At 37.0% G+C, this 24343-nt stretch carries 23 protein-coding genes; 14 read left to right on the top strand and 9 right to left on the bottom strand.

Annotated elements, in window-relative coordinates; genetic code table 11:
* The first annotated feature begins 5 nt into the window (after positions 1-5).
* Positions 6-1271: a recombinase family protein gene (locus WC623_RS21300; RefSeq protein WP_372854923.1), complete on the top strand. Its 1266-nt coding sequence runs from the start codon at positions 6-8 to the stop codon at positions 1269-1271.
* Positions 1272-1748: 477 nt separating this feature from the next.
* Here WC623_RS21300 and WC623_RS21295 read toward each other — a convergent pair whose 3' ends face one another.
* From WC623_RS21295 to WC623_RS21260, 8 genes are all read right to left on the bottom strand, one after another.
* Positions 1749-2552, bottom strand: coding sequence for a M48 family metallopeptidase (locus tag WC623_RS21295; RefSeq protein WP_372854921.1), 804 nt, complete (start codon positions 2550-2552; stop codon positions 1749-1751).
* Positions 2553-2565: 13 nt separating this feature from the next.
* Entirely contained in the window at positions 2566-2925 is a 360-nt protein-coding gene (locus WC623_RS21290; RefSeq protein ID WP_372854919.1) for a DUF4870 domain-containing protein, read from the bottom strand.
* A 32-nt stretch (positions 2926-2957) separates the two neighbouring features.
* Positions 2958-3476 (bottom strand): hypothetical protein, encoded by a 519-nt coding sequence (locus WC623_RS21285; protein ID WP_372854917.1) that lies wholly within the window; start codon positions 3474-3476, stop codon positions 2958-2960.
* Between the two features lie 94 nt (positions 3477-3570).
* Positions 3571-4761 carry a hypothetical protein gene (locus WC623_RS21280; protein WP_372854915.1) on the bottom strand — a complete coding sequence of 397 codons (1191 nt, stop codon included), beginning with the start codon at positions 4759-4761 and terminating at the stop codon, positions 3571-3573.
* 36 nt (positions 4762-4797) lie between these two features.
* Complete coding sequence (locus WC623_RS21275; RefSeq protein WP_372854913.1) at positions 4798-6000, bottom strand: hypothetical protein; 1203 nt, start codon at positions 5998-6000, stop codon at positions 4798-4800.
* 7 nt (positions 6001-6007) lie between these two features.
* On the bottom strand, positions 6008-8059 hold the full coding sequence (locus tag WC623_RS21270) for a tetratricopeptide repeat protein (protein ID WP_372854911.1): 2052 nt from the start codon (positions 8057-8059) through the stop codon (positions 6008-6010).
* Between the two features lie 182 nt (positions 8060-8241).
* Positions 8242-9489 carry a hypothetical protein gene (locus tag WC623_RS21265; RefSeq protein WP_372854909.1) on the bottom strand — a complete coding sequence of 416 codons (1248 nt, stop codon included), beginning with the start codon at positions 9487-9489 and terminating at the stop codon, positions 8242-8244.
* Between the two features lie 38 nt (positions 9490-9527).
* The gene (locus WC623_RS21260) at positions 9528-10607 is read right to left on the bottom strand and encodes a hypothetical protein (RefSeq protein ID WP_372854907.1); all 1080 of its coding nucleotides are present in this window, start codon (positions 10605-10607) and stop codon (positions 9528-9530) included.
* Between the two features lie 258 nt (positions 10608-10865).
* Here WC623_RS21260 and WC623_RS21255 point away from each other — a divergent pair, with 258 nt between their 5' ends.
* Both WC623_RS21255 and WC623_RS21250 read left to right on the top strand, forming a co-directional pair.
* The gene (locus WC623_RS21255; protein ID WP_372854905.1) at positions 10866-12800 is read left to right on the top strand and encodes a tetratricopeptide repeat protein; all 1935 of its coding nucleotides are present in this window, start codon (positions 10866-10868) and stop codon (positions 12798-12800) included.
* Positions 12797-13414 (top strand): response regulator, encoded by a 618-nt coding sequence (locus tag WC623_RS21250; RefSeq protein WP_372854903.1) that lies wholly within the window; start codon positions 12797-12799, stop codon positions 13412-13414. The genes WC623_RS21255 and WC623_RS21250 overlap by 4 nt, the downstream gene beginning before the upstream one ends.
* A 102-nt stretch (positions 13415-13516) precedes the next feature.
* On the opposite strand, the gene WC623_RS21245 is transcribed toward WC623_RS21250, so the two are convergent.
* Complete coding sequence (locus tag WC623_RS21245; RefSeq protein ID WP_372854901.1) at positions 13517-15733, bottom strand: tetratricopeptide repeat protein; 2217 nt, start codon at positions 15731-15733, stop codon at positions 13517-13519.
* Between the two features lie 243 nt (positions 15734-15976).
* Here WC623_RS21245 and WC623_RS21240 point away from each other — a divergent pair, with 243 nt between their 5' ends.
* The 11 genes from WC623_RS21240 to WC623_RS21190 all read left to right on the top strand — a co-directional run bounded on the left by WC623_RS21240 (position 15977) and on the right by WC623_RS21190 (position 24330).
* Positions 15977-16507: a hypothetical protein gene (locus WC623_RS21240; RefSeq protein WP_372854899.1), complete on the top strand. Its 531-nt coding sequence runs from the start codon at positions 15977-15979 to the stop codon at positions 16505-16507.
* A 46-nt stretch (positions 16508-16553) separates the two neighbouring features.
* A complete protein-coding gene (locus WC623_RS21235; RefSeq protein WP_372854897.1) occupies positions 16554-17210 on the top strand; it encodes a hypothetical protein in 657 nt (218 codons plus the stop codon).
* A gap of 53 nt (positions 17211-17263) precedes the next feature.
* On the top strand, positions 17264-17950 hold the full coding sequence (locus WC623_RS21230) for a hypothetical protein (RefSeq protein WP_372854895.1): 687 nt from the start codon (positions 17264-17266) through the stop codon (positions 17948-17950).
* A gap of 139 nt (positions 17951-18089) precedes the next feature.
* Complete coding sequence (locus tag WC623_RS21225) at positions 18090-18881, top strand: hypothetical protein (RefSeq protein ID WP_372854893.1); 792 nt, start codon at positions 18090-18092, stop codon at positions 18879-18881.
* 28 nt (positions 18882-18909) lie between these two features.
* A complete protein-coding gene (locus WC623_RS21220; protein ID WP_372854891.1) occupies positions 18910-19506 on the top strand; it encodes a hypothetical protein in 597 nt (198 codons plus the stop codon).
* A gap of 54 nt (positions 19507-19560) precedes the next feature.
* A complete protein-coding gene (locus WC623_RS21215; RefSeq protein ID WP_372854889.1) occupies positions 19561-20238 on the top strand; it encodes a hypothetical protein in 678 nt (225 codons plus the stop codon).
* Positions 20239-20249: 11 nt separating this feature from the next.
* Positions 20250-20819: a hypothetical protein gene (locus WC623_RS21210; RefSeq protein WP_372854887.1), complete on the top strand. Its 570-nt coding sequence runs from the start codon at positions 20250-20252 to the stop codon at positions 20817-20819.
* Between the two features lie 198 nt (positions 20820-21017).
* Positions 21018-21230: a hypothetical protein gene (locus WC623_RS21205; protein ID WP_372854885.1), complete on the top strand. Its 213-nt coding sequence runs from the start codon at positions 21018-21020 to the stop codon at positions 21228-21230.
* Positions 21231-21297: 67 nt separating this feature from the next.
* Positions 21298-22008: a hypothetical protein gene (locus WC623_RS21200; protein WP_372854883.1), complete on the top strand. Its 711-nt coding sequence runs from the start codon at positions 21298-21300 to the stop codon at positions 22006-22008.
* A 497-nt stretch (positions 22009-22505) separates the two neighbouring features.
* Positions 22506-23198 carry a hypothetical protein gene (locus WC623_RS21195; protein ID WP_372854881.1) on the top strand — a complete coding sequence of 231 codons (693 nt, stop codon included), beginning with the start codon at positions 22506-22508 and terminating at the stop codon, positions 23196-23198.
* A gap of 79 nt (positions 23199-23277) precedes the next feature.
* Positions 23278-24330 carry a cellulase family glycosylhydrolase gene (locus WC623_RS21190; protein ID WP_372854879.1) on the top strand — a complete coding sequence of 351 codons (1053 nt, stop codon included), beginning with the start codon at positions 23278-23280 and terminating at the stop codon, positions 24328-24330.
* Positions 24331-24343 lie beyond the last annotated feature (13 nt).

Below are 24343 nucleotides of genomic sequence, written 5' to 3'. Positions count from 1 at the left end.
ATTCTATGAAAAAAGCGTGTTTATACATCAGGGTAAGTACCGATGAACAGGCAGACAAAGGCTTTTCCCAACGGGATCAGGCAGAACGATTACAGACTCATTGTGAAAAGAATAATATTGAGATCAAGAAGATCATTTTTGAAGATTATTCAGCAAAGACATTTAACCGTCCCCAATGGATAAAACTGCTGGCTGAATTGAAAAAATCAAAAGGTAACGACCTTAACTATATCATGTTTACAAAATGGGATCGATTTAGCCGGAATACGGCAGATGCTTATCAGATGATTCGTACCCTTACCCTGGACTTAAAGATTGAACCAATTGCCATAGAACAGCCCTTGGATCTAACTATACCCGAAAGCAAAACGATTCTGGCGGTCTATTTATCCATGCCGGAAGTAGAAAATGACAGAAGGGCTTTAAACGTAACCTATGGGATGAGAAGAGCAAAGAAAGAGGGTCGATGGATGGGACGACCTCCAGCAGGCTATAAAAATAGGATCACGGAAAACGGTAAAAAGTATATTGCTATCGACGAACCACAAGCCAGCCACATGAGATGGGCTTTTGAACAGGTAGCAGAAGGTGCATTGGCCATAGATCATGTCTGGATGAAGGCCAAAGAAAAAGGATTAAGGAGCAGCCGCACCACTTTCTGGAAACATCTCACTAATCCTGGGTATATGGGTAAAATACCGATTCCGGCATTTAAAGATGAACCAGCGCACCTTGCAGACGGACAACATACTCCAATAATTTCTGAAGTACTCTTTTATAGGGTGCAGGAAGTATTGGAACTAAGGAAACGAAATTTTAAGAAAAAAGGTACTAAAGCCGTATCACCGCGTTCATTGGCACTACGGGGATTTCTGATCTGTCCAAAATGTGGTCACACTATGACCGGTAGCGCATCTAGGGGAAAAAAAGGTGTCTATTATCCATATTACCATTGTAAATCCAGTTGCGGCGTAAGATTTCAGGCAGATATGGTAAATACACTGTTTGAACGCAATCTCAGTCAATTTGTTCCAAAACCTGGAATGGCTGAACTTTTTAAGGCTGTCATCTGCGATTCCTATATGGAAAATGGCGAAATATCCTTATCGAACCAAAATCAAAAAATTGCTCAGATTGCAGAGCAAAATAATCGGAAAACAAGAGCTTTAGAACTGTTGATCTCCAAAACAATTACTGGCGAAGAGTATCAGAAACTCAGAAAAGAAAGCGACAATACCATCGTAATATGTGAAGCAGAATCAGCGGAGTAATCCGGATCTTGACATAGCTGGTTTAGCTGATTTAGCAGTTGCAAACCTAAAAAACCTTACTGAATGCTACGCAACAGCAGATTCTGAAGTAAAAAGGGCGATTGTGAGTTCGATCTATCCAGAAAAATGGGTTTTTGACGGGGAAATACATTGAACCCCTGAAATCAATGAAGCAGCTCAGCTTATCTACCACATTAACAATAAGTTAAGACATAAAAAAACCGGAGTAAAATTTTTCAAGAAATTTTACTCCGGTAACGTGATCCCGCTGGGATTCGAACCTTGTTCAAATATCAGCGTTTAAAAAGTATTTGGCAGGGTTTTTAAATTCGACTCACCGAATCGCTCACCATTTTTTTTTAATACGTTTTAGATGCAATTGCTATATTAAATATAAGCATTATTAACCTTTTATCATAATTTATCACACTAAAATAATGAATAATAGACCATATTGGTATTGTCAATTAATGTGCCTTACTTATAATATTCGGCTTTTATTTTTGGTATTAAACCTGACAAATTCTTTATTCGGGTTTCATCTGAGGGATGTGTTGAAAGAAATTCTGGTGTTTTTGTTTTTTTTAACATACTCATACGTTGCCAAAACGGTATAGCTTCTTCGGGATTGTAACCCGCCATGCTCATAAAGATCAAACCTAGTTTATCAGCTTCACTTTCTTGTTTACGGTTATTGGGCAATGATAAAGCTACATGACTTCCTACCATGTACATACCTAAAAAGAGCGCTTGAGTTTCTTGTTTTTTTTCTTTTAATGCCTCTTGTAAAGCCATTCCGCCCAAGCTTACCAATAGGCTTTCGCTCATTCGTTCATTTCCATGTCTGGCTAAAGCATGTGCTATTTCGTGTCCCATTACTACCGCCAAACCAGTTTCAGACTGAGCTATTGGAAGTAAGCCAGCATAAACAACTACTTTGCCACCTGGCATACACCATGCATTTGCAATGTTCTCATCTACAGTGTTAAAAGCCCATTGCATTTTTTTCATCTCTTTCTGCATTCCATTGGCATTCATATAGGTTTCTAATGCCATTTGAATTTTAGTGCCAACTTTTGTAACCAGTTTAGCCAATTCATCGTCTTTTGGCAAAGTTTTACTTTGCTTTAGCACCTGGTCATATTGTGTAAAGGCCATTTCTCTAATCAATACATCGGGCACTAAGTTTAGTTGTTTGCGCCCTGTGATGGGTACGGTTCTGCAGGATGCTATCAAAATAGAAACCGTTAGCAAACAGGTACATATTTTCAGGGCTTTCATAAAGAAACTTACATCAAGAAATTGAACCTAAAAGCTGCTGAATTTTATCACCAACAACAGGCAATGGCTTTTCTTCTCCATTTACCGCTGATAGTAAACCCATGATCCAAAGGATAAACAATCCCAAACCTAGTATGCCAAATACAGTAGATAACATCCACCCAATGTGCGGAATAAACAGTAAGAAAAATTGAATGGTATATAAACCAATTGCCAGCAACATTAAAAATGCCGATTGACGTAAATGAAAAACACCTAAACTGGTTTTGTTATTTCCATGCATTACGAATGCGATTACACAGCCAACTATGGTGAGGTAGCTAATCAAAGCAATGGTTTTGCTTTCACTTGGGTTTGATTGCGGAGTGTTCATAGTTAAATTTTTAATGATGATAAGACCTCTTCTTACTTTATTTTTAGTGTAATGTTACCTACAATACCATTTGCACTTTCTTTATCCCCAACGGTTACGGTAAGGGTGTAGCTTTCGCCGTGTTTTAGTGGCTCGCCAATAGTTAATGATCCAGTTAGCATGGTAGCATCTTTTACATCATAACCTGTTTCAGATTTTAACAAGTTATCGTAAGTAACCACAACTTGATTTTTGGCATCCAATACCAAAATGCTAAGTGCTGGAAAAACTTTACCGCTCTTTTCTTTAAAGCCTTCAATGCCTTCAAAAACAATGGCTACTTTCTGACCTATTTGTACTTCGTTGCTTTCGGTTTTTACACCATCGGCAATAAAATAACTTTCTTTAAATGTAAGCCCATCGTTTACCGTTTTTAAGCCCGATGAACTTATTTTGGCTCCCTTGGCGAAGCCGATGCTCACGCTTTGTTCTTTACTATCGCTATTGCTGGTACATGAATTGGCAAACATTGCCAATATTATTGCTACGAAAATTAAGGTGTTGTTCTTCATTTTATGTAAAATTTATTGATATAAAGTTATATAGCCATGAGTTCAATTGGTATCATCTAAAAAGATGATTTTAAGAGAAAATATAATACATTTGCTACCGCTTTTTATAATAGGCTGTTTCTCCTAAATATATAGCTTCATCGTAGCTAGCAGGGTTTCTGGTACCAGGTAATGTAAATAACCTATAGACTACTCGGCCGTCATTATATTTAAAAATGATGGTATAATTGTCAATGCTATAAGTTCCTTTTCCGCCGCTACAATTTCCTGAACTCGGCATAGGACCTGTGTAAAAAATGCCTTTGTCATCAAATGTTCCATCTTTCTTGAAATAAATCACAAATTGACAACCTGGTCCATTAAGATAATCCAACTGTGGGTCTTTACCCCAGTTTTCTGACACTACATTGTATGCGCCATCTATCCGCAATCCGTCTACTGGCAAACATTTGTAAAAACCATAATTATAAAATCCCGTCTGTTCCATCTTGGTTTGCGACACCTTAATCACTTCTATATCCTGATATTTACTTTTAAATTTTCCTTTTGTCCCCTGCATAGTAAACTTGCCCCAAGATTGAGTATTGTACGATTTATTGAAGTTTGTTAATCCCTGCCATGGCACTTCTGGAAAGTAATCTCCATTAGGGTAAATGGCATAAAAGTCTATAACCTGTTTGATATTGCTACTAGTTTTTGGGCTTAACATATTTTTTTGCGATGCTCGCCAGTTAACCCATAACTCAGGCTTGTTGGTTGATTTATTGGAAGATTGTGCTGTTGTAGAGGTATTGTTATTTGTTGTAACTATTTCCTTTAAATCAATGCTTTCTAAAAATGCCTCCATTTCTTTTTGATATTCGTTTGTATTGGCAATAATTAAAATGTTTACCTGCCTGTTGTTTTTACTGCTGTTTATTAAAATAGCCGAGCCCTTTAAACCCTCCTTATTAAATGGAGCCGAACCAATTTTTGTTTCCCAGCCCTTGTCGGTACTGCCAGGTTGCATTTGTACTGTACCTGCACCCAGGTTTGTTTGGGCTATTATTTGCCAGCTGTTATCAAAATTCTGTTGTGCATCGGCTGTGGCATCTATACTTTTGCCTAAAGAGATTACACAAAATTGGTTGCCCTCTTCTTTACTAAATGTTACCGTTTGCTCTTTCCTATCAATTGCCCAGCCCTTTGGCGGACTATAAGAAACCTGGTCGAAACTTTCTTTTTTTTGCGCACAGGCTTGTAGTCCTACCAACAAAACGATGATAAAAATATAGGTGCCTTTCATAGGTTTTATTTTTTTGGTATGGATAAAATTTTATTTCTACTTGCCTAACATGCTTTTCAGCTTATTAAAATCGACAGCTTTTTTAATAGCTTCCATATTATCTACATGATTGGGGCTACCATAAGCAACCTGATACTCCACGGAAAAGAATTGTGGCGATGACATTGGTAATTTTTTATTGTAATATGCAGGATTGGGTTTAACTGCAATGAGCGAATATTTATCGCCTTCATTCATAAATGCTTGAAAGCGCTCTTCTTCTTGTGGATTGTAAATGGCAGTTTTATTGAGTTCTGCTTCAGATTTTTTAAGGTAGTTATCTACATTATTGATGAATGAGGTGTAATATTCTTTTTCCTTTGGATTATCCTTAATATCTTGCTCTAAGCGTTTTTTCTGTATCAATAAATATTCCTTTCGGGTAAGGTAAACAAAGGGCATTGTGTCATCATAAGTAATTAACCAGCTTGTTGTTTTTATTTTTCTGTCGATATCAATTTCTTCGCCCGTGAAATAGTGTCCATTCTTTTTTACTGGCATTGTTTTTAAACCTAAATAACCCCGTGGACCGTTAACAGGCAATACCGGATATAAATCTATTGGAAAGAAAGCATTGGCGCCTATGGTAAGTTTTGTGGAGGTACTGATTTGAACGTAATGCTTGTTTTTTACTTGAGGGTCGCAAAGATAGCTCAGGATATAAATGGTGTAATAATAAGGATCTGCCAACCAATTATCGCCAGCAACAACATGTTTGCCAAATGATGTACTGTAGCTACTTTGGTTGCCCACAGGCTTATAATTTGTAAAAAGCATGTTGTGTACGCCTGCCATTACCGCTTTTTCTTTGGCGAGGTCTGTTGCGCTTACATTTTTTATGGAGCCTTTTAAGCCTTCTTTCCACGTTCCGGGTTTTTTCCTTAACAATTCAGGGTCGCAATCTTGTATAGAAACATCTGCTTGTTCAGCTTTCTCATTTACTTCAATATTTTTGCTTGATGATGTTTCTGCTGTATCGCTTTTTGATTTATCCTTGCCAGATTTTTTAGCAGGGTTTGTAACTACTCCTTCAATTTTTTCGGCAGTTTTATCTACCGCCTTATCAATTTTTTTATCGATAGTGTTGTTTACGGTGCGGTTAACTTTATCTGTTATTTTATCGCCTATTTTCTTAAAAATTTGCGCATTAGCGGTTTGCAAAAACAATACACCAGCTAATAATACTATTAATTTTTTCATCTCTATTTTATTTAATACCTGATAATATTCCTTTTCCGGTGGTGCTTACACCGCTGTTTATGGTGGCTTTTACCTCTACACCTACAATGTTCACCCCATTTATTTTGCCATCTACGCCTACAACCGCACCTACATTGGTCATACCCGTATTATCCCATTCCACCGTTCCGGTTACCGAAACTTCGGCTTCGGTCTTGCTTCCCCTTGGCCCTTTATAGCCTTTACTCACACCCACTTCTGCTGAGCCTGAGTATATTCCGGTTTCTACATTGCTGGTTACGTCTATTTTTAAACCACCAAAATCAAAAGCGCCGGTTAAATTGCTACAGCTCGATACAATTTTATAAACACCTAAATGTAGTACGCTTATATATTGGCAAGCCACATCATCGAAATTTTGTAGTGACCTCAATTTGCCAGGTTTTACAATTGGTTTTGGGCAGTAACGGCTTTCTGTTTTAAAAGCTACAGGTTGATCTTTTATTTGCTTTAGCCAGGCAATTTGTGCAATCACTTTAAACAGTTCAAATTGTTCGGGCCAGGTAGTATATTGATAGTAATATAAAAGGTCGTTTATTTTTCTTTGGGCATATTTTAAATAGGTTTGATTAGCTATTTTTAAGTTGTCGTTAGCCTTAGCTAAAAACTCCGACCTAATTCCATTTTCATCTTTACAAACAGCCTCAAAAGGGTTGGCTTTTCCTTCGCCAATGAGGTCTTTGTATTTTTCATCAATACCTTTTTGTTTTTCAATTAAAATGGTTTCGTATTCTGTAACCTTTTCTTTGGCTTGCAGAACCTTGTTAAACTCGTTGGCAAACACAAATGAGGTATTGCCAAATACATCGCTTACACTTGGACCTAATTTTATAACCGCTTTTGCCATAAAAACTGGCACAGGTTGTGCATATTGCCCTTTTTGGCTTGCCTGAATTAATTGCTGGTTGCGCAAGGCCAATTGGTCCGTGTATTCCTTTTCTAATTTCGATTGTTTGGCTCTCAATTGGTCAATTTGAGCCTGACGAAGGGCTTTAAAATCATTCCATTCTTTCTCTAAAAAAGCATTATCTTCTACTTTCATCGGATATTCTGGCCATGTAAATTTTGCTAAACCTAAGGCATCTTGTGGCATCGGTGCATTCCAATCTATATCTTCTGCTTTCAGTTTGTAGCCCAGTTTTTTAAGTTTTCTTTCTTTTTCGCTACTGTAGGCATTGCGAATACTTTTTTTAGCGGCTTCTATTGCTTTAGGAATATTGCCTTTACTTTCTTCGATTAAACATTTAGCCATATTGGCTTGCGAATGGCTGGCGAATAACCGAAGTGTGCTATCCGCATATTTTTCGGCTTTTGCCACATCTCCTAATCCCAGCCAAGCCTGGGTTATATTGTTAAGGATGCTTGTGTTTTTTGGATAGCGATTATTTAAGTTGTTTAAAATGGGGATCGCTAATTGCTCTGCCCCGCACATGGTTAAAAAGGAAGCATAATTGTTTAGGTTGTTATCATCGGTGATGTCGGCTTTGCAGGCTTCGCCCATGAGGTAAAGAGCCAATGTTGGTTTACCCTCTATCCAAAATGCAACGGCTGTATTGCCAAGCGATTTTTTTGAAGCATTGAGTTTTTGGTAAATTTCTAGCGCTTTAGCCTTAACCGTAGGCGATAATTTTGTTAAAACCGTCTGGTGTGTTTCGCTAATGTATTGGCTCATTTGTGCAGTGGTTAATTTTACTGCTAAAGCCTTGTTAATTCTCGTTATATCTTTTAAGGGCACAACTCTGTTATCGTTTTCTACTGATGATTTAATCTGCCCATCGCTCATGCCATCCATCGCTTTTTTAATCACTTTTGTATCAGGAAGCTTGATGCCCATGTCTTCCATCATCTTTTTATCTTCCGGGCTCAAATTGTCCATTTCTTTCTGCGCCTGTTTCAGCATATCCTGCATTTCTTTTTGCGTAGGTGGTTTTTCTGCAGCCGATTTAGATTTTGGCTTTGTTTGTGCAATAACGATAATGTTAAGCATCAAAATTATGGCTGTAAGTAGTAGCTTTTTCATGGATATTCTTTTTAAATCCGCAATATTTGTTTAGTAAAACAAAGCTTAACACCGCTTATACTTATCCCCTAAAAGGATAATTTTTGGTAGCTTTTATTTTGAAGAATAAAACTGGCGAGTAAAGCGAAAGGCAGGGCTTTCGGCACCAATGAAATACCGGGCCTTGCTTTTCTAATCCTTTTTTATTGCTTGCTTACTTCTGCTTTTCCTTGTCCTGTGGTAGCTGTACCAGAACCGAGTGTAAAACTTAGTTTTTTGGTTGCGGTATCATAATTACCATTAAAAGATATGGTTTCGCCACTGCTTAATAATTTGTAACTGCCTGTAAATTGATTGTTTGTAAATTGGTAATTGCCTTTTGCCGCTAAAGCTGAGCCAGCCATTATGATAAATTCTTTATTAGCTGTTAGCTCAAACTGTATACCTTGTGGATATTGCCCACTATCGGTAGTTTGTATGCCTTGCCATTTACCTATTAAATAATTGGGAACTATATGATTAATATTTGCCCTGTTAGAAATTGGTAGGTTTGCATTTACCGGTCGTATAAATGTACCTTGTGCCTGAGTTTGTGCTGGCGGCGGTACATTTGGTTTTGTAACATCTATTTCATAGCTGGTATTAAACCTAAACCAATAAGCGCCTTTATCTCTGGTATTGCCCAGGCTTTCTTCATTAACAGCAAATTCGAGATTGCTCATTGCATGGGTATTGTTAAAACCACTGTTGTCTTTTACTTGAAGCATTTTGCCACTTATGGTAAATGCGAAGGGGTAGTATTCGCCATCTGTAGACATGCCTATTGGCCTGCTGCCTGTAGTGCCATTTACAGGTTCCAAAATATCCTTAAAAGAAGGTTTTGCAGCGCCTAATCCATTGGTAATATCATAACATTTGTAATCGCCATAACAATGTTGCATCAGTTGGGGCAGTTTTAAATTAATAGCATGAAAAGCGTACAACATTCTTTCTTCAAACTTAGCTTGTACGCTGCTGTTGCTATTGTTATCCCATTCCCAAATGGTGGGTATAACGGTTAAAAAATCGGTAGATTCTACCTTCATTTTCTTAAGGTGCGAATATTCTGCACCGGGAAAAAACTGACTTCCTTTTTGTAAGCCACCACTTACTCTATCCGGATTTAGTTCGCCGGCTTTAATGCGGTCGGGGAAACGGTTGACATCTCCATAAACTTTAGAAACAGTTCTCCAGGATGCTTTGGTAGCGCCATTTGCACTAGCAATGGAGTAAAAGGTAACGATATAAACTTCGTTTCCCCAGCCATCAAAATTCAAAGCATCATCTGTTGCTTTACCTTGGCATGCCACACTGTTTAAGGTTACTGAAAGCCATCCCGAATTATTATACTGCTGTGCAAAAACAGCCGTATAGGACAGTAAAAGCATCAATGCTATTTTAATCGTTTCCATAATTTTTAATTTGATGAAATAAACTTGCGCTGAAATTGCTATTCTCTGCCAATAAAAATATCGGCTGCACCACCTTCTTGATTTCCATTTGGGCCAGACAATTGCACCAACGTGCCATTTTTCCAATACACAGGAGTGTTTAATTTAGTTGTTGCACTACGAATTGTGCCAGCAATGTAGATGTCGCTATTATCTATGTGGATACTGCTTGCCTGCGATTGACTGCTTTGTTGGGTTTCTAGCGGTACAATGGCATTGTTTTTCCAGTAGCAAGCTTCATTAATTGCATTAAGACTACGCTGATACCAGCCTACGGCATAAACATCGGTGTTGTTTATATCTAAATCTTCTACGCTAGCCTCGCCCAATGTTGGTAGTACCTGTCCCATACCGTTTTTCCAAATCATGGCTTGGCTCATGGTGTTGTTAGCGTTATAAGCGTAGCCACCTGCATAAAGTGTATTGTTGGTAAATTTTATGGTTTTGCCTCTGCTCCATTTAGTGGTGTGGGTAATCGTTAAATCACTACGAGTGCCATTTTTCCAATAGCTTGCCACCTCTATACTTGGGTATTTTACACTTAAACCTGTAATATAAATATCATTGCCATTAACCCAAATAGAAGAAGTACCGTTAATAGCGCCTGCATCATACACATCAGTTAATACGGTTGATACTCCGTTTTTCCAGTAACAAATTTTACTATCAAAACCATTACTGCACGAGCCAGTTACATACACATCATTACCAGAAATAAACATTTTTGCGGGAGATACACGAGGATAACCATCAACAGGCGTTAAATCTTGTTTCACGCCATTTTTCCATACACAACCTACAAAACTTCCGTTATTGTTGTAACTGCCACATACATAAATGTCCTTATCTTTTTGGATAATCGTGTTTGCAACACCATAGGCAGTTTCGGGCATATTAAGTAGGGTAAGTGTACCGCTTTTCCAATAACAGGCTTTGCTTTTGCCAGTTGCGTCTACCACCGTGCCTGCCGTAAAAACAATTGCAACACCTTCGTCAACAATAGGCGTTTCGGTATTTTTATCTTTTTTACAAGCTACTAAGCTGATAAAGAGGATGAATAATAAGCTTAAGTTTTTCATAACTATGATTTTTAATTTGATGAGATAAAACTGCGCTGAAAATTTGATGAACGCTATCCCCTAAAAACAGGATTTTGAATTTAACTGCTTCATAGTGAGCAGATGATGAAAAACTATTTTTATATTTAATAAGTCAAATGGTTTTAATGCTTCGCCGTCAATTTTTAATTCCCTATCGAAAAAATCATGGAAAAGGGGGAAAAAAAGATTTCTTATACTTAGTTAATTTGTATTCTAAAACCCGTAATGATATACTAAATGAGGCATCTACTACTTTTCTTAACCGCATTGGTAACTAGCTTATCAGCGAGCGCCCAGACAACGATAAATAAAGACAGCTTGTTAAGGGCGTTGCCCATTGCAAAAAAAGATTCTAACAAAGTGAAGTTGATGCTTCAGTTAGGAAAATTGTATGAAAACAATTTTCCTGATACCGCCATGAGGATTTATCGCGAAGCTCATGTCCTTAGCAGTGAGATCAGTTATTTTGACGGTTGCCTAAAAAGTAACGGTCGTATGGCTAACCTGTATTCAAACCTGGGAAAAAACGACTCGGCCATTGTGCTCTTCAAGGACAATCTCCATAAAGCGCAGCAGAAAGCTGATTCGCTTCAAATGGGAATTGCTTTTTCCAACCTGGGCAGCACCTATCGGAAGCTATCGATGAATAACGAGGCAATTATCAATTTTGAACAAGGGTTGAAACTTATCGAAAAATTTGGCAGTAAACCGATGGTGGCAAATACTTACAATAACCTTCAATTGTTTTATCACAGCCTACCCAATTATAAGAAGGCCATTGAATATGGCCAAAAGGCAATAGAAATGGCCAAACAATTGAAAGATAACGAAATTTTGATGCGGGCATTGTCAAACATCTCAATGACTTACAAAAGAGTGAATGAGCTAAAGTCGTCACAAAAAATGCTTAACGAAGCACTTGCAATTGCCGATAAGCTTGACGATCACTTTGCAAAAGGAGCAATCCTTATCAATTTATCCGACCTATGTTTACAACAGGGAGATTATGCCAATGCAGAACTATATGCAGCTACATCATTAAAGTTGCACAGGGAGGTCAAATCAAAAGATGGAGAATGTTTGTCTCTTCAGGGACTTGCGCTGGCAAACCTTCAAAAAAAGAATTATGGTACGGCAAAACAATATGCAGAAAATGCGTTGGCTATTGCAAATGCAGAAAATTATAATCAGGAAAATGCTAATTGTTTTCGGATACTATCCAATATATCTTATGCGCTGCATGATGTAGTTTCCGGCGAGCGCTATTACCGGAAGGCTTTGGCTCAGGAAGAAGAAATTGCAAACGAAACTTACGTAGAAAATGCCGCAAATTTTGAGAAACATTACGAATCCGAAAAAAAAGAAGCGCAAATAAAATTACAGCAGGCATCCATCAAACAAAAAAACATTCTCAATGCCATTTTAATTGGCAGCGCAGCTGCATTGCTCATCATTTCCCTGCTCAGTTACCGCAATTATAGCAACAAACGAAAGCTGCAACAGCAACGGATATCCGAGTTAGAAACTGAAAAACAATTGACTGCTACCGAAGCTGTATTAAAAGGCGAAGAACAAGAAAGAACACGTTTGGCTAAAGACCTGCATGATGGATTGGGTGGAATGCTATCTGGAATAAAACACTCATTTGGTACCATGAAAGGGAATTTAATCATGACGCCAGAAAACTCTCTGGCCTTTAACAGAAGTATGGATATGCTGGATAGCTCTATTAAAGAAATGCGCAGGGTTGCCCATAACATGATGCCGGAAGCTTTAGTAAAATTTGGATTGGATAGGGCGCTAAAAGATTTTTGTACTGATATTAATTTATCTGGTGCATTAAAGGTTAATTACCAGTCGATAGGAATGCAGGATGTGAGTTTGGATGATACTACAGCTATTACCCTATTTAGGATCGTGCAGGAACTGCTTAACAACACTGTGAAACATGCGGCCGCAACTCATGTTATTGTGCAATTGGCTAAAGCTGAAAAAACTATTACGGTTACAGTAGAAGATGATGGCAAAGGGTTTAATCCTAATCTATTAACTGAAACACATGGAATAGGCTGGGCTAACATTAAAAACCGTGTCGACTTTTTAAAGGGAAAGGTAGATGTTAAAAGCGAACCTGACCATGGTACATCGGTATTAATCGAGTTTAAGGTATGAATGCGGTAACTGTTTTTATTGTAGATGACCATTACCTTGTAATTGAGGGTGTTCGTTCACTATTGCAAAACGAAAACCGTATTGAGTGGATTGGACATGCCACTTCTTTAGAATCATGCCTTGCTTTTTTACAGCACCATCAGCCTGATGTAATATTAATGGACATCAACTTAGGCAAAGAGAGTGGAATAGACCTTTGCAAAACGATCAAGGAAAAATACCCGGCTATTCAAATTCTTGGTTTAAGCACCTTTAACCAACAAAGCTTTATTCAAAAAATAATAGAAAATGGGGCTTCAGGATATGTGCTCAAAAATGCCACGAAGAACGAATTATTAGAAGCTATATGCACGGTAAGCATTGGAAGAACCTACCTGAGCAGCGATGCTTTTCAGATGCTCCGTGAACAGGAGCACAAAACCATTGTGCTTACCCGAAGGGAAAAAGAAGTGCTGGAACTCATTGCAGATGGCATGACCAATAATGAAATAGCGGTTAAACTTTTTGTTAGCGTAACCACTGTTGATAGCCACAGAAAAAATCTCCTTGCCAAATTTCAGGCTCGCAATATTGCATCACTAGTTAAAATGGCCGCACAGATGGGATTAATCTAAATTAGATTTATATCCATGTCATAATTTCGATGATCTTACTGCTTTTATTTTTTCAGTCATCAAAATAGTTTATCCCTCCTTATGTCAATATTGTATTGTTTCTTAAGTTTTGTCACCGAGCTCCCGTTCAAAAAAAGGCAAACATATAATTGCAATGGTTCCTTGCTGATTTGCGCTAGGTTTTATCATAAAGCTAGCCTGGTGGGCTGGTTGCTGCTTGTTGATCATATCAATCCTTTCTTTAATAGAAGCCAAACCCAAGGATTGTTCTTTCACGGGGTTTTTAGCATTTTTAATGTTTTCATTTTCTAAACCAACACCATTATCTTCTACGATGATAGAAATTCCATCTCCCTTCGTTTTAAGTGTTACAGAGAGATGGGCATCTGCTTTTGGATCTACAATTAGCCCATGTAGAATGGCATTTTCAATTAAAGGTTGGATCAGCATTGGCGGGAGGTACAATGTTCTTAGCTGAATGTCATCAGCTACTGTAAATGTATAAGTAAAAGCATCATCGTAACGCATGGCTTCTAACTCGGTGTATAGCATTAAAGCTTTCCATTCTTTATCTCCTGTAACTAAACTTTTGGTGGAATTTTCGAGGATTAACCTGCTTAGGGAAGCAAATTTTTGGATAAGACGTGAAGCCTTCTTTTTCTCATTGTCCATCACATAGGCTTCAATAGAATTCAGTACATTGAAGATGAAATGGGGGTTCATTTGTGATCTGATGGCTTTCAATTCGCTCTCAGTTAGTTGGTATTGATGTTTCAGTTTCAACTCACTTTGTGCTGCCTGCTCATACTGAAGTTCGTTTTTATATTTCAATCGTCTAATCCTGTAAAGGTTTAACAGGTAAACTAATACAGACATTAAAACAACCAGCGCCAAAATTCCGTATAGCCACAATTGCTTTAATTCTAACTTGTTTAATTTTTGTTGCTGCGAAAGTTCGTTCACCTTACTGGCCTGTAACTTCTCTTTGTTTCTGGCGATCAGAAGTTGTTTTTCTTTTTCTTCAGATCGTAATTTTTCATTTTGTAACTGTACGGTTTGTAAATCTCGAAACTGTAGTCCTTTCTGTAATTCAGCCTGGCTTAAGGCTAATTCTAATTGCTGCTGTTTGAGTTGTGCCCCGGTCAATAATTCCTTCTGCTTATAAGAGAATTCCTTTTTATCAAAATCAAACTGGATACCCATTCTGGTGATCTCATTTTTCTTTTTGTCATTACTGATGGTATCAGCAAATTTGGTGTATTGTTTATAGTAGAGCAGGGCACTATCGGGCATCCTCAAGGCCTCATAAACTTCACTGAGACCTAGACTGGCATCACGTTTAATTTCAGTGATATTCAGTTCGGTACCCGTTTGAAATGCTTTAAGTCCGTATGATTTAGCTTTTTGATAGTTACCCTTGCCCAGATAGGCTGCAGATACGTTCTGCATGTTAATACCCAAGCTCCTTTTGTTATTGGTCTTGGTGTTAATTTCAATAGCCTTTAATCCATACATTAAGGCTAAATCATTATTTTTTAGTTCGTTGTAATATGCTGAAAGATTTCCGTTCTCTCTCGCAGTTGCACGTAAATCAGCTATAGAATCAGCAATTTTAAGGGATTTCTGGCTATATTTTATGGCTTCAGGAATGTTTTTGTTTTTAAATTGTATAATGCCAATGTTTGCTAAGATACTCGATTGACCAACATAATTTTTTAGTTTATAGTGTAATGCAAGTGATTTTTGATAATATTTCATTGCTTGCGTAAAATCTCCCATTTCGGTGTATACTATTCCAATTGTGCCTAAATCATTTGCAGCTTGTTGCTCATTTTTGTTTTTTTCAAACGATTTTAGCGCATCTAGTAAATATTTTAAGGACTCTGGAAATTTAGATTGTACCAAGTAGACTGCACCGATATTAGATAAAGCGGCTCCGATTTGTAAATCATTTTTTAATTGGATAGATAAGCTGAGAGCTTTGTTTAAAGAAGTCAACGCTTCTGTATACATAGCTAAATGAAAATGAATGAGCCCTTTGATCCGATGGGTAGCAGAAACAATATTTTTATCTTTAATTTGGTTTTCAAAAGATAAAATCTCTTCTGGATACTTTAATGCGGATTTTGGACTATGTGGTAGAGTATGCGTTGCCAGATCAAATAGAATTTTCGCTCTTACATCATCTTGTTTTGTATAGGATGCAGCACGTCTGAGCAGGGAATCAATCTTTTTGGTCTGCGCCAGTACAGTACCAAAATTGATCATAGAACAAGCCAGAATTAATATAAAGCCTTGTAATTTTTGCTTAAAAAACATACTGTTATTTTTATTGACATCTATTATTCTCCGCTTAGCTCTATTATCTTTTGTTGATTACAAAACAGATAAACCGCTCAAATCAAATATAGTTATTACCTTTCGAATTTAAATTCTCCTTCCCTAATCCTAAAGGATGCTTCACTCGTTGTATGCCCTATCCTGATCATTTGGTCAAAATACAACTCGCCAGGAATATAAGTTTGGTTAAACAAATCGGAAATTCATTTAAAAAATTGCATTATGAAAACGAATATCATAAACTTATTTAAGACTAGTATAGCAGTTTGTCTACTAATTATTTGCAGTATAAATACCGATGCTCAGGTGGGTAAAAAACTAACTAGACACAAGTCAGAAGATCCTATGGCTGGTAAGGTTAAGCCAATCATTACATCGCCCGCGGCTGGTGCAACAATAGATGGCCCCTTTGTGATGGTTGGTAAGGCAGAGCCAAATACGGCTATCAATATATATGTTACTCCCTCATATACATTGCCGAAAAGCCCTGATGGAAAACCAATTTTGGTTGTAAGTACACCTAAACATAGAGGTCAACATTTTAATGCTAAAGCAGATGCAAATGGCGTATGGCAAAGTCCTTTAATAGAAGTGATGTTTGATAGTAAAACAACAGAACGAAGAATAGTTGTTTTTGTTAATCAGATCTGGGGAAGTTATACCTATACGAGTAAACACATCGACTACTGGGCATCACCAAAATTAACCATGATGATGGAAACTGTTAAAATGCCTTTAAAATCAAATAAATAAGGGTGACAACAATAGTATCTGCAAATACAATTCAATATTAAAAACTATGAAAAACTGGATCATATTTAGTCTACTGCTTTTCGTGATTGGAAGCGGTAGCCAGGCACAAAACCTGCCAAAATGTATTGAAAAGATGAATAAGAAAGATAATCTTACTACTACCAAATTTGAGCGGGTTTTACAGTTTAGCGGAAATAGAACGGTTTATGAGTTTTCCGTAAAAAGCATCCCCAACTGCATCCATTGCCCAAGAGGACTTGTTTACTACGATGCCAATTGTAATATGGTAGCTTATTTTATGAACTCCAGAGGCCCAACGGGATTTGTAGCTGATGGTTATACTTTAGCAGAATTTGGTAAGTCTGGCGCCCAAAGGGTAACGTATGGAATTAAAAGAGAAGACATATCCAACCAGATTGATAAAGTGATAGCTAAAAACGATTCGCTTAACAAGGCTGGTGTAAAACAGATTGTACAGGTAAAAATGCGTGATCAAATACTCTATAGCTTTGAGCATAAATTGAACCCTAAACTGCCAAATTGTAAAGACTGTCCCATAACTATAGTGTTTTATAATGCCAAATACCAACCCGAAGTTACTTTTCAGGTCGGCGGTTTAGCTGGCATTACAGCCAATAATGGATATAAAGCTACAGATTATACTAGTAGGCAAAAGCTATGGATATTGTGGAATGCAAACTAGCATTTTCTCTTAATTAGTCACTCGATAATTTTCAAACTTAAAACCATATACTGATGAAAATTCTAAAAAATACCCTAAAATATGGGATGATACTTTGCATCGTATTGTTTGCTTCTTGTAAGAAAGACGACGTTGAAGCAGAACCAAAAGATGAAACGCCAATTGATTTGGCAGATTATTATATCATTGGCAGAAGACCTGCACAACTCTCTAACGGACAAACCGTACAAATACCTTATATCATTAATTTTGATGAGTACGGAAAAGCCTCATTGCTGAGGGAGGGCAACATGCCATTTACTTTTAAAGACGGCAAAATAAAAATTGATGGTACAATGGTTTTTACTGTAGAAAATAATACCATTACCGCTTATGAAGATGTGATTAAACGCTATCCATTTACCAGTTACAGTCTACAAAAAAAGCCAACTAAAAATCAGCTGAATGGAACGTCTTATCAAGGCAACTGGGCCAACATAGCGAAAACATTTTCGGTGTTTACTTTTGGACCAGATACTTACGATGAAAAAGCTGGTACGACATATCCATTTTCTGGCAATTACACATTGATAGCAAATATTGCAGCCAGAAGCAATACACCAAATGCTGCTGCCGATAATTATGCGGAGTACAATCTTGTACTAATTGATGGCAAATTGGAAGTTACCTGCCATAAGAAAAACCTGGTAGGTGCTGGTTCAGAAACTTTCACATACGGCGTATTCACTAAAGTTCCGTAAGCCAATTTGTGTTTGCTTACTCATTTTAAATTGCCTTTCGCTCATTAAGATACATGCTTCAATCATTGCCATAAAATACAGTATAGATGGTTTATATGTTTGTTAAGCAAATCAACTAAATAACATAAAACTAAGAACCATGAAAAAATTACTAACCCTATTGATGTGCCTTTCTTTTATTGCGCTATCATGTAAAAAAGATAAAACAAATGGCCCTGACCAAAATCAAGAAGAACTTTTAAAGAAGGAAGAACTTATCCCTTATTACATTGCGGTTGAGCATAAACTCTCCGGCAATAAAATAGGGTTAATTTATTTTGCTAAAGTAGGCGATAATGTAAAGGCAACTTTTCAGGGCGATGGTTATACACAAACCGGAGACATAAGCGTAAATGGACAGGGTTTTAGTTTTGATGCGAATAGCGATGGGAATTACATTTACAGCTTTTCGTTCAGCAAAAACGCAGATGGCAAATTTGTGATGAAATCGTATCAATTTGCAGATAAAACCTCCGCTAGTCAAGGTTTAAACTATGCTATTATTGCCCGAAAAGAAGATGTGCCTGCATTTGAAGGCGTAAACTTTAAAACACAGGAAGGTATCTACTTTACGTTAAAAAAAGATGCCAACAATGTGCAAAATATAAACTGGGACATTAAAAAAAGAGTTTCCTACACCTATATCTTTGTTCCACCAAGCACTTATATCCCTATTCCAAATGATTACATAGGCCCAGAATATTCTAAACCTTACACCAAAATAAATGGCTTGGGCTGGAAAGAGAATGGAGGGCTTTTCTTTGGTATTTGTGTACCCGAATGGAAAGATAGTACCACTCCGTTAATGCTTCTAGAAAGCGGTAACACGCTATATCTGGCGGCTATTACCAAAAACCTTCCATGTATAATATGTGATAATGATGATGAATAATGGATTAACGAATTAAACCCTAAAAACCATGAAAAAATTACTCATAATTCCGATGTGTATCTTATTTATCGCTCTCTCTTGTAAAAAAGATAAAACACCCGCCGAAGAAAAAGAAGTAATTAAAGGCAATATTAAACAAGTTACTGAAACCGTAAATGGCATTACCTACAAAATTTTTACAGATGTAAACACAACCAACTTTAAAGGCATTTTAGTTGTAGGCAGTGGTAACGATGAAAGCAATCCTTCGGAAGGCTCAATTAACGGCGCAAGCGAGACAGCTTTATGCGAAAAAGCTGCGGCTAACGGCTATGCCGCTGCAATTGTAAGATATCAAAAACCGGCCGCAGGTACCGATTGGGATAGCAGATCGAAACTGATGGGAGAAGATTTTGATAAAGCAATTGTTGGCTTGGTAGATGGTGTACCTTTCATCAGCAAAAACTTACCGATTAGGGATTCGTTGAGAGACAATACCAGTAATATAGAAGTAAATGCTGTGTTCGGTTATGAATTTGATGAAAATGATAGAATGTTGGCACAAATACAAACAAGTAAATATACCCATGGTGCAGAAACCACTGATCAAGTAATCAAAGGCAAATTCGAATATAAATGTAATTAGCGCAATTGTTTTTTTCCAAAAAAATCAAGATTATCCAAATTAAAATCTAAACCCATGAAAAACATACTGAAAATGCTGCCAATATTATTGCTTTTAAGCTTTATGGCGTGTAAAAAAGAGAAAGATAACTCTACTATACAGGCAAACGAACTATTAAATTATCAATTGGTAGTAACGTTGCAAAGTCCAACGAACACCAATCTCCGCTTAGTTTATTTTACACAGAATGGTAATGAAATTACAGCTACACTAGAAGGTTTAAATGTTAAAAAAACGCAAACGGTGGTTATTAAAAACGATAGCTTCACTTTTGATGAACTTGGAAACGGCAACACCACTTACAAATTTAGTTTTGCTAAAGATGCAAATGGAACTTTAAGCTTTAAGAATGTAAGTTTTCTAAATAAAGCAGATGGAAGTATGAGTATAGAGGCAAGTTATATTTCTAAATTATCCGATGTACTAGGTGATTTTGACATTCTAGATTACACTTACGAAAATATGAATGGACCTTATGGCTTATACTTTTTTAAAAATACCAATAATTGGGGGTGGTGGATTTCTGCTAATAAAGGAACTTATACAAAAATTTCTCGTGGCGCATGGAAAGGTACGCTTGACGGTAAAGCTTATTTTGCCCTAAGCATTAAAGAAAATTACAAAGGTATAATGAGAACATTTATGTTGATGAAAGGTGAAGACGCAAACTTCTACAAATTTGGACTGATTTAAAATTGAACATCATGAAAAAATACATTCTATACTTTATTTTAATGAGCTTAAGCTACATCGCCTTTGCACAAAACTTAACACCTCCGCAAGTAGAAGGTTACCTCAGCGCAAGCACAATAAAAGTTAATTTTCCTTTTAATGTTAAGGGTATTCCATTTACAAAAATACCCAAAAGTGTATGGTATCCTACATCAGTTATTATCGCCGATTTGCAAATGAACTATTATATGGAAGGATCTAATAGTAAGCAAATCAATACCGTAAGGAAACATGTAATTCCCGACAGTAAAACGGGCGCCTGGGAAATTACGGGGTTAAGCATTGAACCTTTGCCTAATTCTATACCAAACACTAGTGTAGACCACAACAGAACCACCTATATGCTCTCGATTTATCAAATACATACTGGTCAAAAATCGGCAATGTGGTACGCAAACATACAGCCCAACTACGTACAAGTCCACAAAATACCCGATCAAAAAATGAAACCCATAATAGTTCATCCAAAAGATAAGATAATTCTTAATCCACAACCAATTCCGCCAAAGGAGATTAAAAAGAAACGCTTAGGAAATCTATAGCAGGTAAAAAAGGATTTGAAAAACAATGTTAGTAGCGCTTGGCAATTGAAGCCCTGCTTTGCAATCGGGTTTATAATACAGACCCGGTGGTTCTTTTGTGCATCCTGCTAGTTATGCGTCTAACTTTTCACCGCCTTTAATTCCTAGCCCCGATTGCAGCGAAAATCCTTTTTTTCGCAGCAACGCCAATATACTGTCATGCTGAGGCACGAAGCATCCGTAACAGATAAGCAGATGCTTCGTGCCTCAGCAGACAAAAGCAAAAAAAAGATTGCAGCAAAAAGCGGGACGAACTTTAATTTTTACACAGGTACTGCGCTTCAATACTTAAACGATGCAAGAAAAAATCTTGCTTCGCTAATCCTAAGGGGCACTTCACTCATTGGTAAGTGTGCTTCAAACATTACCTAAAAACAGGCGCATTAGGATAGATAAGTTTGGGTAAGTAATTAAAAAAAATCATTTTAAAGACATTGTTATGAACAATTTAAAAAATGCCCTGAAAATATTGCCGGTACTATTGTTACTGGTATTGGTAAGCTGTAAAAAGAAAGATGCTGCACCAGATGCAGCTGCTGAAGAAATAGCAACTAAAGAGCTATTGGACTATTACATTGTAGCCGAACATGCAATTGGCCCCAATAAGTTAATGGTATTATATTTTACCGAAGATAATATGGCTATAAAGGCTCAGGCACATCTTTTAGAAGGCAATAAGATTATAAATGTAGTTTTAAAAAAATCAGCATTCAGTATTGATTACTATGGTGATGGAAAAGCGGTTTATAACTTTGTTGTTGAGAGAGATGCGACTGGAAAGTTAATTCTAAAATCTTATAGTTTCAATTTTAATGGACAAGGCAACGAACTTGCCTATGCTACAATAATAAAGACAAGGGCGGCACCTATCTTTACCGGTCTTTCTTATAAAATGATACCTAGCCATGCACCTTTTAATACAATCAATACAGGTACTCCTTTTAGTATCAAACCAAGATCAAGTGGAGATGGGGGTGCGTTATTATGGGGCGGCGTCGGACCTTACTTTTCTGAGCTAATAAATATTGGTTTTAAAACAGTTGATGGGGGGTATATGGCGGTATCTCTTCCTAATTGGAAGAGTATAGACAAACCGATTATGCTACTGGAAAGGAAAAATGAACTATTTATAGCGGCCAAAAATCCTTAGTAACGTGAGTTCGGTTTAAGCTAGTAGACGAAATTCTTTTAAAATGGGATTAAAGATACATTTCTAAGCTCGCCGCCGCTGGGCTCTTACTTTTTGACCGCAAAAAGTAACAAAAACTCTCGGTTGCTTTTTTTCTTTCAAAGAAAGTGCCTCGGCTTATTGCTGCAATCCGAAAAACAAGAGACCGAAAAAAAAGCTGAACGAAGGCTTCAAGCGCTATCGCTAGCGAAAGAGCTTAATTTCCTTATCCCGAACTCACGTTAGTAATAAAAAAAGAAAAAAAATTATTTAGACAAGCCAACTGGGGCATTAAAAAGTGCAACCACTTTCAATTTTCCATCTTTCACTGTTTTTTGGCTAACCTAAGAAAAATGCTTCCCTCACGTAAAACCTTGCTCACTCATTAAACTTACCTATTCGCTCATTCTGGTAAAATACCATGCTAAAGAGTTGTTCTTTTGATTAATTAATTGAATAAGCCTATTAAGTTTTAAACCATGAAAAATTTAAAAAATATTTTAAAAATAACTGCTATGCTTTTAGTGCTTTTAAGCCTTGCAGCATGTAAAAAAGATAAAATAGACAATACAACAAAAGAAATAAAAGCTAACGACCTTGTGGATTATTATGTGGCGATTGAACGTGCTGATAATAGTTTACGTTTGGTGCATTTTACAAACGAAAGTGACCTTATAAAAGCCTATTATGATGCACCCGACCTTCGTAGAATAAGCACCGTGACGATGGTCGGTAATAAATTTCTATTTGATTTGAATGGAAATGGCGAATCTGTACTTGAGTTTGCTTTTTCGAACGATACTTTTGGTAACATCTCATTGGACGGCCTTAAGTTTTCGGGCACTACCACCGTAGAAATACTGAACGCAGAAATGTTTAAAAGAAATGAGGCTCCCAATTGGGGCGGAAAAACTTTTATACGCGAAGTAGGTATAGTAGAATATTTTAAATACTATCGTTTTTCAGAAGACAAAAAACTGTTTGCAAATAGTACAGTTACTACCAATGTACCATTTTTAGAGTGCTATGCACTTGGAGATAATGTAGGTTTCAAAGACAATAATGGGAACCTTTTGGGAATATTTGTGCCTTCTTGGAAGGGTAATAAAAATATTAAAATGTTATTGAAAAATAAAAATATTACCGGGGTAGCTCAATACCAAAATAACTAAAAACAAGTGGTTCCACGTACAGCTGTATCACAATTATAAACAACAAATTTTGTAGAAATTACCTTTCAAATTTATAACCATGAAAACAATAAAAATAAGTTTAGCTCTAATTTTTGCCATTACAATTTGTATAAGTTGCAAAAAAGATAAAAAAGAACAAAACGTTGACATCACAACAGGTCTACACGTAAAAGATGGTAACTATTTATCTGATAAATGTGGTAATAAAGTTATACTGCGTGGGGTAAACATGGGAAGTATCTTCGCTGTAAACTTCGGTTTAAAAGAGTTAGAAGAAATAGAAAAAACTGGTGCAAATAACGTGCGTATTGTTTTAGGAAGAAACTATGAAGATTGGACAAACGGTGGTACAATTACTGCGCTAACTGCAGCTAAAATAGAGCCAATAATTACTTCATGCATTGCAAAAGGGATGATTCCGATTTTAGAGCTACATGACTTTACTGGAAGCGCAAATGCAGCTGCAGATTTGCAACAAGCCGCTCAATGGTGGACAAGTGCCGGCATAAAAAGCATGCTTCAAAAATATCAGAAATCAATCATCTTAAATATTGCAAACGAGCCAGATAATGGTTCAGCGCCTGACGTAGGTTATGCCGATGCTAACATCAACGCTGTTAAAACGTTAAGAAATGCAGGTTATACTTGCCCTATAATGATCGACGCTCCAAATTGGGGCAAGGACCATGTATTTTTCTTATACAAAGGAAAGGCGCTAATGGATGCCGACCCTTTACATAATTTACTGTTTAGCGTACATGCATATTGGCCAACCAACGGGCTTTTTGGCAACTATTCTGATGCTAAAATAACAGCTGATTTTGGAGCGCTTAAGCAGTCTGGATTGCCTATCGTGTTTGGCGAACTGGCTATTGCAGATATTCAAAACGGACTTGCTTACAACATTAATTATACGTTATTGATGAAACTTTGCCAAGACAATGAATTTGGTTACATCGCATGGTGGTGGGGTTTTAATAATCCAGGTGCTAACAATCAACTGAGTATGACAAATGATGGCTTGTACAATGGTTTAGCAAATGGTGGTAAAGTGATAGCGATAGATGATGTGAACTCAATAAAAAACACATCGAAACGTATTTGCCAATAAAATATTCAATCAA

This window comes from Pedobacter sp. (assembly GCF_041645105.1).
Lineage (GTDB): Bacteria > Bacteroidota > Bacteroidia > Sphingobacteriales > Sphingobacteriaceae > Pedobacter.
Note: the sequence above shows the minus strand (reverse complement) of the source record. Positions and strands in the feature narration are given on the sequence as shown.

Excerpts from the sequence above, each read along its gene's own strand:
- WC623_RS21240 (WP_372854899.1), top strand. The coding sequence starts at position 15,977 with ATGAAAACGAATATCATAAACTTATTTAAGACTAGTATAGCAGTTTGT.
- WC623_RS21300 (WP_372854923.1), top strand. The coding sequence starts at position 6 with ATGAAAAAAGCGTGTTTATACATCAGGGTAAGTACCGATGAACAGGCA.
- WC623_RS21285 (WP_372854917.1), bottom strand. The coding sequence starts at position 3,476 with ATGAAGAACAACACCTTAATTTTCGTAGCAATAATATTGGCAATGTTT.
- WC623_RS21250 (WP_372854903.1), top strand. The coding sequence starts at position 12,797 with ATGAATGCGGTAACTGTTTTTATTGTAGATGACCATTACCTTGTAATT.
- WC623_RS21190 (WP_372854879.1), top strand. The coding sequence starts at position 23,278 with ATGAAAACAATAAAAATAAGTTTAGCTCTAATTTTTGCCATTACAATT.
- WC623_RS21280 (WP_372854915.1), bottom strand. The coding sequence starts at position 4,761 with ATGAAAGGCACCTATATTTTTATCATCGTTTTGTTGGTAGGACTACAA.
- WC623_RS21255 (WP_372854905.1), top strand. The coding sequence starts at position 10,866 with ATGAGGCATCTACTACTTTTCTTAACCGCATTGGTAACTAGCTTATCA.
- WC623_RS21225 (WP_372854893.1), top strand. The coding sequence starts at position 18,090 with ATGAAAAAATTACTAACCCTATTGATGTGCCTTTCTTTTATTGCGCTA.
- WC623_RS21220 (WP_372854891.1), top strand. The coding sequence starts at position 18,910 with ATGAAAAAATTACTCATAATTCCGATGTGTATCTTATTTATCGCTCTC.
- WC623_RS21245 (WP_372854901.1), bottom strand. The coding sequence starts at position 15,733 with ATGTTTTTTAAGCAAAAATTACAAGGCTTTATATTAATTCTGGCTTGT.
- WC623_RS21260 (WP_372854907.1), bottom strand. The coding sequence starts at position 10,607 with ATGAAAAACTTAAGCTTATTATTCATCCTCTTTATCAGCTTAGTAGCT.
- WC623_RS21200 (WP_372854883.1), top strand. The coding sequence starts at position 21,298 with ATGAACAATTTAAAAAATGCCCTGAAAATATTGCCGGTACTATTGTTA.
- WC623_RS21195 (WP_372854881.1), top strand. The coding sequence starts at position 22,506 with ATGAAAAATTTAAAAAATATTTTAAAAATAACTGCTATGCTTTTAGTG.
- WC623_RS21235 (WP_372854897.1), top strand. The coding sequence starts at position 16,554 with ATGAAAAACTGGATCATATTTAGTCTACTGCTTTTCGTGATTGGAAGC.
- WC623_RS21265 (WP_372854909.1), bottom strand. The coding sequence starts at position 9,489 with ATGGAAACGATTAAAATAGCATTGATGCTTTTACTGTCCTATACGGCT.
- WC623_RS21290 (WP_372854919.1), bottom strand. The coding sequence starts at position 2,925 with ATGAACACTCCGCAATCAAACCCAAGTGAAAGCAAAACCATTGCTTTG.
- WC623_RS21215 (WP_372854889.1), top strand. The coding sequence starts at position 19,561 with ATGAAAAACATACTGAAAATGCTGCCAATATTATTGCTTTTAAGCTTT.
- WC623_RS21210 (WP_372854887.1), top strand. The coding sequence starts at position 20,250 with ATGAAAAAATACATTCTATACTTTATTTTAATGAGCTTAAGCTACATC.
- WC623_RS21205 (WP_372854885.1), top strand. The coding sequence starts at position 21,018 with ATGCTGAGGCACGAAGCATCCGTAACAGATAAGCAGATGCTTCGTGCC.
- WC623_RS21270 (WP_372854911.1), bottom strand. The coding sequence starts at position 8,059 with ATGAAAAAGCTACTACTTACAGCCATAATTTTGATGCTTAACATTATC.
- WC623_RS21295 (WP_372854921.1), bottom strand. The coding sequence starts at position 2,552 with ATGAAAGCCCTGAAAATATGTACCTGTTTGCTAACGGTTTCTATTTTG.
- WC623_RS21230 (WP_372854895.1), top strand. The coding sequence starts at position 17,264 with ATGAAAATTCTAAAAAATACCCTAAAATATGGGATGATACTTTGCATC.
- WC623_RS21275 (WP_372854913.1), bottom strand. The coding sequence starts at position 6,000 with ATGAAAAAATTAATAGTATTATTAGCTGGTGTATTGTTTTTGCAAACC.